17 protein-coding genes are annotated in these 16,098 nt (G+C 61.3%); all 17 read right to left on the bottom strand.

Annotation, left to right across the window (positions count from 1 at the left end; all coding sequences use genetic code 11):
- Nucleotide 1: 1 nt before the first annotated feature.
- The 17 genes from HJO_RS03315 to HJO_RS03235 all read right to left on the bottom strand — a co-directional run bounded on the left by HJO_RS03315 (nt 2) and on the right by HJO_RS03235 (nt 16,097).
- The gene (locus tag HJO_RS03315) at nt 2-1,501 is read right to left on the bottom strand and encodes an NADH-quinone oxidoreductase subunit M (protein WP_035613461.1); all 1,500 of its coding nucleotides are present in this window, start codon (nt 1,499-1,501) and stop codon (nt 2-4) included.
- On the bottom strand, nt 1,501-3,627 hold the full coding sequence (nuoL, locus tag HJO_RS03310; protein WP_035613459.1) for an NADH-quinone oxidoreductase subunit L: 2,127 nt from the start codon (nt 3,625-3,627) through the stop codon (nt 1,501-1,503). Before nuoL ends, HJO_RS03315 begins: the two co-directional genes overlap by 1 nt.
- A gap of 7 nt (nt 3,628-3,634) precedes the next feature.
- Nucleotides 3,635-3,943, bottom strand: a complete 309-nt coding sequence (gene nuoK, locus HJO_RS03305) for an NADH-quinone oxidoreductase subunit NuoK (protein WP_035613457.1) — start codon at nt 3,941-3,943, stop codon at nt 3,635-3,637.
- Nucleotides 3,944-3,947: 4 nt separating this feature from the next.
- Nucleotides 3,948-4,541 (bottom strand): NADH-quinone oxidoreductase subunit J, encoded by a 594-nt coding sequence (locus HJO_RS03300; RefSeq protein WP_035613455.1) that lies wholly within the window; start codon nt 4,539-4,541, stop codon nt 3,948-3,950.
- A 75-nt stretch (nt 4,542-4,616) separates the two neighbouring features.
- Entirely contained in the window at nt 4,617-5,102 is a 486-nt protein-coding gene (gene nuoI, locus HJO_RS03295; protein WP_035613453.1) for an NADH-quinone oxidoreductase subunit NuoI, read from the bottom strand.
- A complete protein-coding gene (gene nuoH / locus HJO_RS03290; RefSeq protein WP_035613451.1) occupies nt 5,099-6,190 on the bottom strand; it encodes an NADH-quinone oxidoreductase subunit NuoH in 1,092 nt (363 codons plus the stop codon). The genes nuoI and nuoH overlap by 4 nt, the downstream gene beginning before the upstream one ends.
- A 9-nt stretch (nt 6,191-6,199) precedes the next feature.
- The gene (nuoG, locus tag HJO_RS03285; RefSeq protein WP_035613449.1) at nt 6,200-8,299 is read right to left on the bottom strand and encodes an NADH-quinone oxidoreductase subunit NuoG; all 2,100 of its coding nucleotides are present in this window, start codon (nt 8,297-8,299) and stop codon (nt 6,200-6,202) included.
- 6 nt (nt 8,300-8,305) lie between these two features.
- Nucleotides 8,306-9,610, bottom strand: coding sequence for an NADH-quinone oxidoreductase subunit NuoF (gene nuoF / locus HJO_RS03280; RefSeq protein ID WP_035613447.1), 1,305 nt, complete (start codon nt 9,608-9,610; stop codon nt 8,306-8,308).
- Nucleotides 9,611-9,613: 3 nt separating this feature from the next.
- The gene (nuoE, locus tag HJO_RS03275) at nt 9,614-10,720 is read right to left on the bottom strand and encodes an NADH-quinone oxidoreductase subunit NuoE (protein ID WP_035613445.1); all 1,107 of its coding nucleotides are present in this window, start codon (nt 10,718-10,720) and stop codon (nt 9,614-9,616) included.
- Nucleotides 10,721-11,173 carry a VOC family protein gene (locus HJO_RS03270; protein WP_035613442.1) on the bottom strand — a complete coding sequence of 151 codons (453 nt, stop codon included), beginning with the start codon at nt 11,171-11,173 and terminating at the stop codon, nt 10,721-10,723.
- Entirely contained in the window at nt 11,173-11,520 is a 348-nt protein-coding gene (locus HJO_RS03265) for a nuclear transport factor 2 family protein (protein WP_051618097.1), read from the bottom strand. Before HJO_RS03265 ends, HJO_RS03270 begins: the two co-directional genes overlap by 1 nt.
- Nucleotides 11,517-12,722, bottom strand: coding sequence for an NADH-quinone oxidoreductase subunit D (locus HJO_RS03260; RefSeq protein ID WP_035613440.1), 1,206 nt, complete (start codon nt 12,720-12,722; stop codon nt 11,517-11,519). The genes HJO_RS03265 and HJO_RS03260 overlap by 4 nt, the downstream gene beginning before the upstream one ends.
- Nucleotides 12,722-13,342, bottom strand: a complete 621-nt coding sequence (locus tag HJO_RS03255; protein ID WP_035613438.1) for an NADH-quinone oxidoreductase subunit C — start codon at nt 13,340-13,342, stop codon at nt 12,722-12,724. Before HJO_RS03255 ends, HJO_RS03260 begins: the two co-directional genes overlap by 1 nt.
- A 10-nt stretch (nt 13,343-13,352) precedes the next feature.
- The gene (locus HJO_RS03250; RefSeq protein WP_422120064.1) at nt 13,353-13,928 is read right to left on the bottom strand and encodes a NuoB/complex I 20 kDa subunit family protein; all 576 of its coding nucleotides are present in this window, start codon (nt 13,926-13,928) and stop codon (nt 13,353-13,355) included.
- On the bottom strand, nt 13,925-14,290 hold the full coding sequence (locus HJO_RS03245) for an NADH-quinone oxidoreductase subunit A (protein WP_422120066.1): 366 nt from the start codon (nt 14,288-14,290) through the stop codon (nt 13,925-13,927). Before HJO_RS03245 ends, HJO_RS03250 begins: the two co-directional genes overlap by 4 nt.
- A gap of 209 nt (nt 14,291-14,499) precedes the next feature.
- Nucleotides 14,500-15,135 carry a bifunctional 4-hydroxy-2-oxoglutarate aldolase/2-dehydro-3-deoxy-phosphogluconate aldolase gene (locus tag HJO_RS03240; protein ID WP_035614415.1) on the bottom strand — a complete coding sequence of 212 codons (636 nt, stop codon included), beginning with the start codon at nt 15,133-15,135 and terminating at the stop codon, nt 14,500-14,502.
- A complete protein-coding gene (locus HJO_RS03235; RefSeq protein WP_035613434.1) occupies nt 15,132-16,097 on the bottom strand; it encodes a glucokinase in 966 nt (321 codons plus the stop codon). The genes HJO_RS03240 and HJO_RS03235 overlap by 4 nt, the downstream gene beginning before the upstream one ends.
- Nucleotide 16,098: the final 1 nt, after the last annotated feature.

Below are 16,098 nucleotides of genomic sequence, written 5' to 3'. Positions count from 1 at the left end.
GTCAGCCTCCCACCATCAGGGACAGAATGCGATTGGCAGCCCCTTCGGTCACATTGAATATCAGGTTTGGTGCGACGCCGAACAGAAGCGTCAGCAAGGCAAGCGGAACGATGCAGACCAGTTCGATCACGTTCAGGTCCCGTATGCCGTTGAGTGCCGGATTGGTAATTTCCCCGAACACGACCCGGCGGTACAGCGTCAGCATGTAGATCGCCGAGAAGATGACCCCGAGTGCGGCACCCGCAGCAGCCCATGTGGACGCCTGGAACCCGCCCACCATGGTCAGGATTTCGCCAACGAACCCACTGGTGCCGGGCAAGCCGACATTCGCCATCGTGAACAGCATGAACAGGGCGGCGTAAACCGGCATGCGGTTCACGAGGCCGCCATAGGCAGCAATCTCACGTGTATGCATCCGGTCGTAGACGACGCCGACAATCAGGAACAGGGCGCCGGATATCAGGCCGTGGCTGATCATCTGGAACATCGCGCCCTGGACGCCTGTCTCGTTGAAGGAAAAGATACCGAGCGTGACAAAGCCCATGTGCGCGACCGACGAGTAGGCGATCAGCTTTTTCATGTCCGTTTGGCGCCAGGCGACGAGGGATGTGTAGACAATGGCAATCACCGCCAGCGCAAACATCACCGGCTGGAACAATTGGCTGGCGTCAGGGAACATCGGCACCGAGAAGCGCAGGAACCCGTAACCGCCCATCTTCAGCAGGACCGAGGCCAGGATGACAGACCCCGCAGTGGGCGCCTGGACGTGCGCATCCGGCAGCCATGTATGAACCGGCCACATCGGGAGCTTGACGGCAAATGACGCCAGGAATGCCAGCCACAGCCACGTCTGTGCCTGGGGCGAGAAGGCGTAAGTCTCGAGAATCTCAATGTCGGACGAGCCGGCAGCCTGGAACATGTAGACAACCGCCACCAGCATGAACAGCGAACCAAGCAACGTGTACAGGAAGAACTTGAACGCCGCATAGATCTTCTCCTTGCCGCCCCAAATGCCGATGATCAGGAACATCGGGATAAGGCCGGCCTCGAAGAACACGTAGAACAGCACGATATCGAGCGCCGCGAAGACACCGATCATGAAGGTCTCGAGGACAAGGAAGGCAACAACGTATTCCGTCACGCGCGTATGGATGGAGTTCCAGCTGGCGAGCAGGCAGATCGGGGTCAGGAACGTGGTCAGCAGGATCAGCGGCAAGGACAGTCCGTCCACGCCCACCTTGTAGCTTATCGCCCCGTACCAGGAGTACTGCTCGACCAACTGATAGCCGGCCGTGCCAATATCGAACGTCAGGAACGCAACCACCGACGCCACAAAGGTCGCGCTGGAAATGATCATCCCGGCGAGCAATGCGGCACGGCCTTCCCGGCCGGCTTCTTCCTTGGTGAAGCTGCCGCTTGTCGCGGTCCGCACGGCCATGATGATCAATGCACCAAGCAGCGGCAGCAGGACGACTGCTGAGATAATGGGAAAGCCGCCCATCAGTTAGCTCCTCCGGCGTTCAGCCACATGACCGCGCCAAAAACGAGGGCGGCGCCGATGATCACGAACGCATAGTGATACAGGTACCCGGTGTGCATGGCAGACAGCCGCCGTGCGCCCCAGCGCGTCAGCGACGTCACACCATCAGGCCCGAGCCCATCGATGATTTTCTTGTCGGCCTTCGAGAACGCATTGCCCAGCATGGCCGATCCCTTGACCAGGGTCGCGTTGTACAATTCGTCGAAATACCACTTGTTCGAAAACAGCTGGTACAGCGGGCCGCCACTGTCGGCGATCCGCTTGCCGAATCCGCGGTTGAAATAATAGGTCATGGTCGCGATGACGAAGCCCGCCAGTGTCACCACAAGAGGCGCCCATAGCACCCATTGCGGGACGTTGTGCCGGTCATGCAGGACATGGTTGTCGGCCGCCGAATAGAGCGTGCCACCCCAGAACGCGGTTTCTTCATTGCCCACGAACCATTCGTGGAAATAGAATCCGGCAAACATGGCACCAAGGCTGAGCAGCGCGAGCGGCACCAGCATGGTCGCCGGGCTCTCGTGCGGGTCATGCGCGTGGGCGTCATGCGCGTGATCTGCGTCGTGCGCATCGTGATGCGCATCGCCGTCTTCGTGCCCAGACGCCATCGGCCCGTGAAAGGTCATGTAGATCAGACGCCACGAATAGAAGCTTGTCAGCAGTGCGGCGACGATGCCGAACCAGAAGGCGACCTGACCGAACATCACATGGTGTTCGCCGGCGGCAAACGCACTCTCGAGAATCGCATCCTTCGAGAAGAAGCCCGAGAATCCGATCAGGGTCTGCGGCACGCCGAGGCCGATAATCGCAATCGTTCCGATCAGCATGGCGGCATACGTCACCGGCATGAACTTCGCGAGACCGCCCATTTTGCGCATGTCCTGCTCATGGTGCATGCCGCGAATGACAGACCCTGCTCCGAGGAAGAGGAGCGCCTTGAAGAAGGCGTGCGTGAACAGGTGGAACATCGCCGCCTCGTAGGCGCCTATACCGGCCGCGAAGAACATGTAGCCGAGTTGCGAACAGGTTGAATAGGCGATGACGCGCTTGATGTCGTTCTGCGCCATGCCGACTGTGGCCGCATAGAGCGCGGTGACAGCGCCAATGATCGTGACCATGCCGGCGGCGTAGAGCGTATGCTCGTAGATGGGCGACATCAGGCAGACCAGGTAGACGCCTGCCGTCACCATGGTCGCAGCGTGGATCAGGGCCGAAACGGGAGTCGGGCCTTCCATGGCGTCCGGCAGCCAGACATGGAGGAAGAACTGGGCCGACTTGCCCATCGCACCGATGAAGAGAAGGATGCCGATCACTTCCAGCGCATAAACTCGCTGGCCGAGGAACACGATCACGGCCTCCTGCGCGGGCGCCGGGTCCGCGAAAGCGAGCGGTGTGATCACGGTATTGTTGCGGATGGCGCTGAGGACCGGCTCGAACTCGACCGATCCGAAAACGAAGAACACCGCCATGATCCCGATTGCCAGCCCGAAATCGCCGACGCGGTTCGTCACGAACGCCTTGATCGACGCGTCGTTCGGCGCCTTCTTCGTGTACCAGAAACCGATCAGGAGGTAGGACGCCAGGCCGACACCTTCCCAGCCAAAGAACAGCTGGATGAAATTGTCTGCCACCACCAGCATCAGCATCGCGAAGGTGAACAGCGACAGGTAGGCAAAAAAGCGTGCGCGATGTGGATCATCGCTCATGTAGCCCCATGAATAGAGGTGAACGAGGCCGGATACGCCCGTGATCACGGCCATCATGACCATGGACAATGCGTCGACTCGGATCGCCCAGTTGGCCTGGAAGGCTCCCACATCAATCCACGACATCAGCGTCAGGACATGGGCGCCGTGCGCCGCAGCCGCCTCGACGGCATGCCCGGCTTCGTCAACAGGCACGTCTGCGCCGCCGATCCCGGAGACGTAGGCAAAGAGCTGGAACAATGACAGCGCGCCGGCGGCCAGGACAACGCCTGTCGTCAGGAACATGACGGCGCTGTCGCCGATCTGCTTGTGGACAAGCCCGGTCAGCGCGACCAGACCCGGCGCAAGCACGATGAAATACAGAAAGATATCCGGAAGCATCTGGCCCTTACCCTTTCATCAGATCGACGTTTTCGACCGCGATGTCCCCGCGATTGCGGAAAAAGACGACCAGGATGGCCAGGCCGACCGCTGCTTCGGCCGCGGCGATTGTCAGCACCACCATGGCGAAGATCTGCCCGGTGATGTCGCCGTTGAAGACCGAAAAGGCGACCATGTTGATATTCACTGACAGCAGGATCATCTCGATCGCCATCAGGATGACGATGATGTTCTTGCGGTTCACGAAAATGCCCACGACACCGATCGTGAACAGCGCCGCCGAGACGGCCAGGTAGTGGGAAAGCCCAAGGTCCATGATATCAGATCCCCTGCCCCGAGCTGGGGTCTTTCAATTCAAAGGCATCAGCACGACGCCGCGCAGTCTGCTTGGCGATACTCTGCCGTTTCACGTTCGGGCGGTGGCGCAGTGTCAGAACGATTGCGCCGATCATCGAGACCAGCAGGACGATGCCAGCCATCTGGAACAGCAGCAGGTACTCGGTATACATGACCTGCCCGATCGCCTCGGTATTGGTGTCTGCCCCCGGCGAAGCATCAAAATTACCCGTGACAGCGCCGACGCTGGAAACGGATGCCAGGACGATCTCAGCCAGGAACACCGCACCGACCAGCAAACCGAACGGAAGATAGCTGAGAAAGCCCTGTTTCAACTCGACAAAATCGACATCGAGCATCATCACGACGAACAGGAACAGCACGGCAACGGCGCCGACATAGACAACGACCAGCAGCATCGCGATGAACTCGGCCCCGATCAGCACGAGCAGGCCGGCAGAGGTAAAGAACGTAAGGATCAGAAACAGGACCGAATGGACCGGGTTTCGCGCGGCGATCACCATGACCGCCGACAGCACAACAATCGTCGCCAATATCCAGAAAGCGTAAACAGCCAAAGCCCTCAAAGCTCCCGTTTTGGTGAAGCAGCGGGCAATGCCCTGGCGCTCCGGTTCAGTTATTTTCAACACGCCCTAGCGATAGGGTGCATCAAGCTCCAGATTCTTCGCGATGAGACGCTCCCAGCGATCGCCGTTCGCCAGCAAGCGGTCCTTGTCGTAGAAAAGTTCTTCGCGCGTTTCCGTCGCGAACTCGAAGTTTGGCCCCTCGACAATCGCGTCTACCGGGCACGCTTCCTGGCAATAACCGCAATAGATGCATTTCACCATGTCGATGTCATAGCGGGTCGTCCGGCGCGCGCCATCGGCACGCGGCTCGGCTTCGATCGTGATCGCCTGCGCCGGACAGACCGCTTCGCAAAGCTTGCAGGCGATGCACCGCTCCTCACCGCTGGGATAGCGGCGCAGGGCGTGCTCGCCCCGGAAACGCGGGCTGAGCGGGTTCTTCTCGAACGGATAGTTCACGGTCGCCTTGCGACGAAACATTTCGCGCACTGCCGTCCAGAAGGCCCCGATGAAATCGGTCAGCAGCACACCGCGAATGGTTTGCGCGAAACTCATGATTGCACTCCAGAATAGGCGACATATCCGGCAACGATGACCACCGCCGCAAGAGTCGTCGGCAGGAATATCTTCCAGCCAAGCCGCATCAGCTGGTCATAGCGGTAACGGGGGACGATCGCCTTCACCATCGAGATCATGAAGAACAGGAACAGGATCTTCAGCATGAACCAGAACAGGCCTGAAAGGCTGGTCAGGAGGGCATAGTCCCGCGCGAAATCATCGCCCAGCGCGATCGGGCCGTGCCAGCCACCCAGGAACAGGATGGTCATCATCGCGCACATCAGGACGATGTTGAGGTATTCACCGAGCATGAAGAGCAGGTAGGGCGTCGAACCGTATTCGACCTGGTAGCCGGCAACGAGTTCCGATTCCGCTTCCGGAAGGTCGAATGGAGGGCGGTTCGTTTCGGCCAGCGCCGAGATGAAGAAGATCACGAACATCGGGAACATGACGACGATCAGCGGGAAGTTCTGGAAGCTGAACGCGTGCCAGTTCCAGAAGCCGCCAGTCTGGTTGTTCACGATATCCGTCAGGTTCATTGACCCGACCAGCAGGATCACCGTGACGAGCACGAAGCCAATGGACACTTCATACGACACCATCTGCGCCGCGGAACGAAGCGCGCCGAGGAACGGGTATTTCGAATTGGACGCCCAGCCGCCCATGATGATCCCGTACACGCCCAGCGAACTGATCGCGAAAAGGTAGAGGATCCCGACATTCAGGTCGGAGACAACCCAGCTCGTACCCGCGACCGTTCCGGGCGCCACCGGGATCGCGGCCCATGCCACGAAGGCCAGCGTACAGGTCAGGACCGGGGCGATCAGGAAGACCGTCTTGTTGGCCCCGGCGGGAATGACGATTTCCTTCAGCAGGAACTTCCCGAAGTCTGCAAATGACTGGAACAGGCCGAAGGGGCCGACCACGTTGGGGCCCTTGCGCATCATCACGCCGGCCCAGACCTTGCGGTCCAGCAACAGGAGGAATGCGATCGACAACAGCAGGACGAGCGTGAACAGGGCGATCTGCCCGAGCACCAGCCAGAAGCCTGCAATTTCGCCAAAAGACTCGATCAGGTTGCTCATGCCGCCGCCCTACTCTGCCGCTACCGCAGTGTCCAGAGCCGTGGTGAGCGCCGAGCACTCTGCCATGGTCTTGGACGCTCGCGCGATCGGATTGGTCAGGTAGAAGTCGTCGATCACTTTCGTGAATCTGGACGATTGCAGGCTGACCGGACCGGCCGGAATGGCCGCTTTCAGAGCCGCAGCTCCACTTGCCCCCGGCGCAAATCCAAGCCCGGAGAATACGGTGCTCTCCCCTTCCGGACCCTGCAGGAGGGACCGGAGGGCCGCAGCTGTGTCATAAGGCAATGTCTTGCCGACCACGCCCGAGATGGCCCGGAAAATCGCCCAGCCCTCGCGCGCCTCACCTTTTGGCTGGACTGCGCGTGTCGTCATCTGGACCCGGCCTTCGGTGTTCACGTAGGTCGCGTCCATTTCAGTATAGGTCGCACAAGGCAGGACGATATCGGCATGCGCTGCACCGGCATCACCATGCGAGCCGACATAGATCACCGTGGCGCCGCCTGTCCTGGACAGGTCCATCTCGTCGACGCCGAGCAGGACGATTGTTTCCATGGTGCCGCCAAGAATGTCGGCAGTCGCCTTGCCATTTTCACCTGGCAGGAACCCGACATCCAGCGCGCCAACCCGGCCTGCTGCATTGTGCAATACGCCGAACCCGGCCCAGTCGTCCGCCACCGCGCCCACGTCCTGGGCCACTTTCAGGGCGGCTGCGAGAACGGCCTGCCCGTCGGCGCGGCAAAGTGCGCCTTCGCCGACAACGACCATGGGGCGTTTCGCATTCTTCAGCACATCGTAGAAATCGCTGCTGGCAATGTTGGCCAGCGTGTCGCCGCCTGTACCGAGGTGGTCATATTTATAGGTCAGGTCGACCGCTTCACCGATCAATCCGACCTTGAGATCACCCCACAGCCAGGACTTGCGGATTCGTGCGTTCCAGACCGCCGCCTCGACACGCGGGTTGGTGCCGATCAGCAGCAGTGCATCGGCTTCTTCCACACCCATCAGGGTCGGGTTCAGGATATAGCGTTCCCGCACGCCGTCTGTGCCATAGGCAGCGCCCGCGGGCCGGCAATCCGTGTTCTGGACGCCGAGACTGCGGAACAGGTCGAGCGCGGCCTTGGCCTGTTCGACCTCGATCAGGTCTCCTGCGACCACGCCAATCTTCTCGGCCGGTTTCGAGAGTGCTGTCTTCACGGCCGCGAATGCCTCGCCCCACGTTGCCGGCATCAGCTTGCCGTCTGTCCGCACAAACGGCTGGTCGAGGCGCTGGCGGGCGAGTCCGTCCCAGATGAACCGGGACTTGTCAGACAACCATTCCTCGTTGACCTCTTCATTCGTCACCGGGAGGATGCGCATCACGCCGGCGCCCTTGGCATCCACGCGGATACCGGCGCCCATGGCATCCATCACGTCGATCGAGTTCGTCTTGCGCAGTTCCCACGGCCGGGCATTGAACGCGTACGGCTTGGAGGTCAGCGCGCCGACCGGGCAGAGGTCGATCACGTTTCCGGACAGTTCCGACGTCAGGGATTTTTCAAGATAGGTCGTGATTTCCGCATTCTCGCCGCGCGAGATCATGCCGATTTCCTCGACACCCGCCACTTCTGCCGCGAACCGGACACAGCGCGTGCACTGGATGCAGCGGGTCATGATCGTCTTGACCAGCGGCCCCATGTTCTTGTCTTCGACGGCACGCTTGTTCTCGGCAAAGCGGCTGCCGCCCCGGCCATAGGCCACGGCCTGGTCCTGCAGGTCGCATTCGCCCGCTTGGTCACAGATCGGGCAGTCCAGAGGGTGGTTGATCAGCAGGAATTCCATCACGCCATTGCGGGCCTTCTGGACATAGTCGCCCTTGGTCCGGATGTTCGGCGCGGAGCCGTCCCGGTTCGGGCGCATGTCGCCCACCGTCTGGGCGCAGGACGCGATCGGCTTGGGCGCGCCTTCCCACTCGACCAGGCACATGCGGCAATTGCCGGCGACTGACAGGCGCTCGTGATAGCAGAAGCGCGGAATCTCGGCGCCCGCTTCCTCGCACGCCTGCATCAGCGTGTAGTGCTTCGGAACCTCGATTTCCTTGCCATCGATTTTGAGCTTGAACGTGTCAGACATGATTTCCTACTCCGCCGCGATGACCGCGCCCTGCACCATGGCGCGAGGCAGACGGTATTCATTGATGCGGGCTTCAATTTCGTGCCGGAAGTGGCGAATCAGGCCCTGGATCGGCCAGGCCGCTGCGTCGCCAAATGCACAGATCGTGTGGCCCTCGACCTGCGTGGTCACGTCGAGAAGCGTGTCGATCTCGTCATGCTCGGCTTCACCCTTGACCATGCGTTCCATCACGCGCCACATCCAGCCGGTCCCTTCGCGGCAAGGCGTGCACTGGCCGCAGGATTCGTGCTTGTAGAAATATGACAGCCGCGCGATCGCCTTGATCAGGTCGGTGTCCTTATCCATGACGATGACGGCGGCCGTGCCAAGACCCGACTGCAGGTCGCGCAGCGTGTCAAAGTCCATGTAGGCATCCATGATCTGGTCGGCCGGCACCATCGGCACGGATGCTCCGCCCGGAATCACGGCCTTGAGATTGTCCCAGCCACCACGCATGCCGCCGCAGTGAGTTTCGATCAGGTCGCGGAAGCTGATCGACATCTCTTCCTCGACATTGCACGGCTTGTTCACATGGCCGGAAATGCAGAACAGTTTCGTGCCGGAATTGTTCGGGCGTCCGAAACCTGTGAACCATTCGGCCCCGCGGCGCAGGATGGTCGGCGCCACCGCAATGGACTCGACATTGTTGACGGTCGTCGGGCAGCCATACAGCCCGGCATTGGCCGGGAATGGCGGCTTCAGGCGCGGTTGGCCCTTCTTGCCCTCAAGGCTTTCGAGCAGCGCGGTTTCCTCGCCGCAGATATAGGCGCCTGCGCCGTGATGGATGTAGAGATCGAAATCCCAGCCATTCACGTTGTTCTTGCCGATCAGCCTGGCCTCGTAGGCCTCCTTGATCGCGGCTTCCATGGCATGGCGTTCGGCGATGTATTCGCCGCGCACGTAGATATAACATGTGTGTGCCCGCATCGCGCGGCTCGCTACCATGCAGCCCTCGACCAGAAGGTGCGGATCGTGCCGCATGATTTCGCGGTCCTTGCAGGTGCCCGGCTCGGATTCATCAGCGTTGACGACCAGGTAGTGCGGACGCTCGCGCACTTCCTTGGGCATGAAGGTCCACTTCAGCCCGGTCGGAAAGCCCGCACCACCGCGCCCGCGCAGGCCGCTGGCCTTGATCTGTTCGCAGATCCATTCCGGTTCCTGCGCCAGCATTTCGCGCGTCAGGTGCCACGCACCGCGCTGCTTGGCGGCTTCCAGGCCAGGCGAATGCAAGCCGTAGAGGTTGGTAAAGATGCGGTCCTTGTCCTGCAGCATGTCCTAGTCCTCATCATCCTGGCTGGAGGGCACTTCGCCGGCATCGACGCGTCGCGAGAAGTCCGTTTCGCGGCCCGCCGCCAGGTCTTTGGCCTGGCTTACCCATTGTTCGCGTTCAATGCGGCCCGGAAAGCTCAGGTTGCCTTCGACCCAGTCGATATTGGCCGGCGTCCATTCCGCGATCTGCCGGAAGGTGCAGATGCCAAGCGCGTTGAGCGCATCCTCGTTTGAGGGGCCGATACCCTTGATCCGCTTCAGGTCGTCGCGATTCTCAACCGGAATGTTGACCGCCTCGGGCCGCTCGCCCGGCACGTCCCTGGCCGCTTCCGCAGGCGGAGCCTTTGGCAGCAATGTCGTCTTGGTTGCCGGCGTGGCTTCGGTCGTCTCGCGTTTCGTGTTTGTCGGCGCCGCCTGTGCGGGCAGGCCCTTCGCGCCTCCGCCATCGGCGGTGGGCAGCGATCCGGGCAGGTTCGGCAGGACAGACGCAGTGCTTCGGCTGCCATCGAAAAGGTGCGGCTCGGTCAGGACGGTCGTACCGCCCTCGGGGCCACTGTTGATGCGGTCGATCTGTGGACCGGGATGGACCTCGGCACCATTCTTCAGCTTGGCAATGATGTTGCGGAAGCTTTCAGGCGTCAGGTCTTCGAAATAATCGTCATTGATTTGGGCCATTGGCGCATTCACACAGGCACCGAGGCACTCGACCTCTTCCCAGGACAGGCGCTTGTCGTCGGTCACGAACATGCCCGGACCGATCTCCTCGATGCAAACGTCCCTGAGTTTTTCCGCACCGCGCAACATGCAGGGCGTGGTGCCGCAAAGCTGGATGTGGAACTTGCCGACAGGCTGCAGTCGGAACATCGTGTAGAATGTCGCAACCTCGTAGACGCGGATGTAAGGTATTTCCAGACGGTCTGCGACTTCGCGCATCGCCGGTTCGGACAGCCAGCCATTATTGTCTTTCTGGGCCAGCCAAAGCATCGGAATCACGGCCGAACGCTGGCGGTCGGCCGGATATTTGGCACGCCAGAAAGCGATCTTTTCTTCCGTCTCGGACTTGAACGAGAAGCTGTCGCCTCCCGCCTCGATATCAAACCGGCGCAATGCCATTTATTGCTCCTTCGCAAGCGGGACGCTGACACGGCCCGCCTCGTCAATTGGCCAGAATGGATTGTGCGCGACTTCCCAGGCATTCCCCTCAGGGTCTGCGAAATAGCCGGAATAGCCGCCCCAATATGCCTTGTGCGGCGGCTTGGGGATGCGCACGCCGGCGCTCTCCAGCCGGCCGAAAATCTCGTCCACCTCGTCTGCGGATCGCGCATTGTACGCCAGCGCGAAGCCCTTGAAGGCCCCTGCCCGGTCCGCCGCGACGCCAGCATCGGCCGCCAGCTTCTTCTCGTCCCAGAGACCGATCACCAGCCCACCGGCATTGAAGAACGCAACTTCGTTCTTCACGCCGCGATCCTCGAATCCGAGAACGTCTGTATAAAAACGGATCATGCCGTCGAGATCGCTGACCCCGATCGTGATGACCGACACACGCTGTTCCGGAAGAACGCCCATCAGACCGCCCCCGCCTTCGCGAAATCGACCCGGGCGATCTCGCCGTTGCGGAGCGTATAGATTGCGGCGACGTCAAAACGGTCCCCGCCCGGCGCGCGCTCGACGCGCTCGTGATCAATCACGGTTGTGCCCAGGTCGATGCGGTTCGCCAGTTCGGCCTTGTTCTGCGGAAATTCGGCGAACAGGGCGAGGTGCCGCGAGCGGATAGCCTCGTGGCCCTCCTGGTTCACGACCCCGTTCAGGCCCGCCAGCACCGCGTCGTCGGCATAGCACCGCATGAACGCCTCAATATCCTGGGCATTGTAGGCGTCGAGCTGGCGCTGGATAAGGTCGGCAGATGCGCTCACCGATCAATCTCCCCGAACACGATGTCGAGCGAGCCAAGGATTGCCGACACGTCGGCCAGCATGTGTCCCTTGGACAGGTGGTCCATTGCCTGCAGATGCGGGTAGCCGGGCGCGCGGATCTTGGCTCGGTATGGCTTGTTGGTGCCGTCTGAAACGAGATAGACGCCGAATTCGCCCTTGGGCGCCTCGATCGGGGCGTAGCATTCGCCCTCTGGAACGTGGAAGCCTTCGGTGTAGAGCTTGAAGTGATGGATCAGCGCTTCCATCGAGTTCTTCATCTCGGTCCGCCGTGGCGGCGCAAGCTTGGAATCACGCGGCAGGACCGGCCCCGGGCCTTCCTTGGCGAGCAATTCGATACACTGCTCGATGATCTTCGTGGACTCCTTCATTTCCTCCATGCGGCAGACATAGCGATCATAATTGTCGCCGTTCCGGCCGACCGGAATCTTGAAGTCCAGTTCGTCGTAACATTCGTAGGGTTGTGACCGCCGCAAGTCCCAGACAAGTCCGGCCCCGCGGACCATCACGCCGGAAAAGCCCCATTCCATGATGGTTTTCACATCGACAACGCCGATATCGACATTGCGCTGCTTGAAGATGCGGTTCTCGGTAAGGAGAACTTCCATCCGCTCCATCGCAATCGGGAAATGCCGGCACCAGGTCGCGATGTCATCAATCAACTGCTGCGGCAGGTCCTGATGGACGCCGCCCGGGCGGAAATACGCCGCGTGCATGCGGCTGCCCGACGCGCGCTCATAGAACCCGCAAAGCTTCTCGCGCTCTTCGAAACCCCAGGTGATGGGCGCCAGCGCACCGACATCCATTGCCTGTGTCGTGACATTCAGGATGTGCGACATGATGCGACCGATTTCAGAGAAAAGGACGCGGATGATGCTGGCGCGGCGAGGCACTTCGACGCCGAGCAGTTTCTCGATCGCCAGGCACCAGGCGTGCTCCTGGTTCATCGGCGAGCAATAGTCCAGCCGGTCAAAATACGGCAGGCCCTGCAGGTAGGTCTTGTATTCGAGCAGCTTCTCGGTGCCGCGGTGCAGCAGGCCGATATGGCTGTCGATGCGCGTCACGACCTCGCCATCAAGGTCCATGATCATGCGCAGCACGCCGTGGGCCGCCGGGTGCTGTGGCCCGAAGTTCAGCGTGAACTTGCGCTCGTCGTCGATCGAAGTGTGAACAGTGTCAGCCATTATTCGGGCACCTCCTCGGTGACGGCCTTCTCGTCGCCGGGAATTTCGCTGGTCATCCCCTCCCAGGGCGAGAGGAAGTCGAAGTTGCGATACTCCTGGGTCAGCTGGACGGGCTCATAAATGACCCGTTTTTCAAGGTCATCGTAGCGAACCTCGTAGTGCCCCGTCAGCGGGAAATCCTTGCGCAGCGGATAGCCCTCGAAACCATAGTCCGTGAGAATGCGGCGCAGGTCCGGATGGTCGGCGAACTGGATGCCGTACATGTCGAACGCCTCGCGCTCGAACCAGTTCGCGGCCGGCCACAGGGCCGTCAGGCTAGGAACCGGCGTTTCCTCGTCCGTGCGGATGCGGACGCGGATACGGTGGTTCATGCGCATCGACAGGAGGTGGTAGACGACCTCGAACCGGTCGGACCGCTCAGGATAGTCCACGCCACAAATGTCGATCAGCGTCTCGAAATTGCACTGCTGGTCGTCGCGCAGGAAGCGCAGCAGTTTCACGATCTGGTCACGCTCTGCCAGCAGGGTCAGTTCGCCCACCACGATCTGCGAGGCCCGCACGGCATCACCGTGCGATTCCTCGATGTGGGCAGCGAGATCTTTCAGCGCTTCGACACTCATTCCGTTTCCCCTAGCGCTCGATCGAGCCTTCGCGACGGATCTTCTTCTGCAATTGCAGGAAACCGTAAACCAGCGCCTCGGCGGTGGGCGGGCAGCCCGGCACATAGATATCCACCGGCACGATCCGGTCGCAGCCACGCACGACCGCATAGCTGTAATGGTAATAGCCGCCGCCATTCGCACAGCTGCCCATCGAGATCACATAGCGTGGCTCGGGCATCTGGTCGTAAACCTTGCGCAGGGCGGGTGCCATCTTGTTGGTCAGCGTGCCCGCGACGATCATCACGTCCGACTGGCGGGGTGAACCGCGCGGTGCCATGCCGAAACGTTCAAGGTCGTAGCGCGGGTTGCCTGCATGCATCATCTCGACGGCGCAACAGGCAAGCCCGAAGGTCATCCACATCAGGGACCCGGTCCGCGCCCAGGCGATCAGGTCGTCGGCAGAGGCGGTGAAGTACCCCTTGTCGGCCAGATGGTCCGACAGGCCATTATAGAACGGGTCGTCGTCGCGCGGGACAAAGCCGCCTTCAACCCCGGCACGCGCGCCACCGAGCGCATATTTCTTGAAGCCGTCGTCAGCCATCATTCCCACTCCAGCGCGCCACGGCGCCATTCGTAGATGAAGCCGATGGTCAGGATGCCCAGGAAGCCGATCATGGACCAGAAGCCGAGCAGGCCGATTGATCCGAGCGACACTGCCCACGGAAACAGGAACGCGACCTCGAGATCGAAGATGATGAACAGGATGGCAACGAGATAGAATCGCACGTCGAACTTCATCCGGGCATCGTCGAACGCGTTGAACCCGCACTCGTAGGCCGAGTTCTTTTCAGGGTCGGGATTCGACGGCGCCAGCAGTGCGGAACCGACAATGAAGAGGCTTGAAATTGCCGCGCCGATGACCAGGAAAATGATCACGGGCAGGTAATCGAGCGCGAGGCGTTCAATCTCGGTCATATTCTGTGTCTCCTGACCTTGTCTGGCGCCGGATTAGGACGGTTTCGCCCGCCGCGCAACAGACACGCACATTATATCTCAGGGGAAAACCCTATGCGCGTGACTCCCATATTTTTCGGCGCTACGGACTGCGGCGGTGCGTCACGTGCGGGCGGCAACTCCGCCCGCGGCGGCATATCCTGCCAATCCCCCTGCCCGGCTCATGCACGCGCAAGCGCCCGCGTCGCCTTTGTGCTGATTCCACGCCAGTCGGCGGCGGCGATATCGGCGCTGCTGGCAATCCACGATCCCCCCACAGCGAACACGTTTGGAAGGGCGAGATAGTTGCCGGCATCGGCCTCGGTAACGCCACCGGTCGGCATGAAGCGCATGTGTGGCAGGGGCGAGGCAAACCCCTTCAGCGCGCCGACGCCCCCCACGACGGATGCCGGGAACAATTTGAGCAGGCCGAAGCCCTCCTCATACCGGCACATGGCTTCTGTCGCTGTGGCAATTCCGGGGATCATGATCTTGCGCCGCTCGCCCAGCGCATCCAGCAGCCGCGGCGACATGCCGGGCGACACCAGGAAGTCAGCGCCTGCCGAAATCGAATTCTCCACATCGGACCCGGTCAGAACGGTCCCCGCGCCGACAATCAGCTCGGGCGCGGCCGCTTTCATGGCCTCGATCACCGCAAACCCGCTCGGCGTCCGCAAGGTGACTTCCGCGATGGTCAGCCCGCCATCCACCAGGGCGCGGGCGAGGTCTGCAGCGACTTCGGACTGCTCCACGATCAAGACCGGCACGATCGGCGCGCGGCGTGCCGCCTCAAGGAGGAAGTCCAGCGGTGACGTCATGATGTCCATTCCTGTTCAAAAAAAGCAGCCGCGCCGAGCAGCGGCGCTTCCGGGTCGTGCAGCAGATTCACCGGACACCCGCGAAGATACTGGCAGAGCGGGCCGCGTTCGACAAATCGGGCCCGCGCCTCGTCAGTCTTCAGGTAGTCCGCGATACGTTCGGTCACGCCGCCCGCAAGCACAACCCCGCCCAACGCACCATTCGCCAGCACGAGGTCGCCGACTGCACGCATCGTGGTGTTCGCACGCACCCGAATGAGATTGTGGAACATTTCGTCGCCATCATCGGCGCGGACGCGCATCTCTTCCGGCGACATCGGTTCCACCTCGCGCCCGTATATCTCGCAGAATGCCATATGCATCTCTTCGAGGCCGCTGCCGGAGGCGACCAGTTCGTTGGACACATAGCCATATTCCCGCAACAGGATACGGGTGAGTTCGATTTCAAGGTCTTCCTGCGGCGCGAAGGCCATGTGCCCCCCCTCCCCATTCAGCACCCGCCAGCCGCCAAGCCGTGTCTTGAAAAGCGTCCCGACGCCAAACCCCGTCCCGGGGCCTGCGACCAGGATCGGCGCGTCCTGTACCGAGTCGCCGTGAACGATTGGCTCGAACGCGGCCTTGTCGAGTTCCGGGACCGACCGCGCCATGGCCGCGAAATCATTGATCATGTGTACCGCAGGAATGCCGAAACGGCGCGTGACATCCTGCGCCGAAATCTCCCAGCGACGATTGGTCAGCACCACCGTACCGTTCCGGACCGGCCCCGCCATCGCGAAGCAGGCATGCGCGGGCTTGATGTCCGCATCGGCAAGATAATGCCCAAGCGCATCGTAGAAGGACGAGAAATCATCGCCTTCCAGCTTCGCGAACTGCTCTATCCTGAAACGCCCGGACACGCGGCGCGCCATGGCAAAGCGGACATTCGTGCCGCCGATATCGCCTACGAGAATGGGAGTGTCCAAG

The organism is Hyphomonas johnsonii MHS-2 (assembly GCF_000685275.1).
Lineage (GTDB): Bacteria > Pseudomonadota > Alphaproteobacteria > Caulobacterales > Hyphomonadaceae > Hyphomonas > Hyphomonas johnsonii.
Note: the sequence above shows the minus strand (reverse complement) of the source record. Positions and strands in the feature narration are given on the sequence as shown.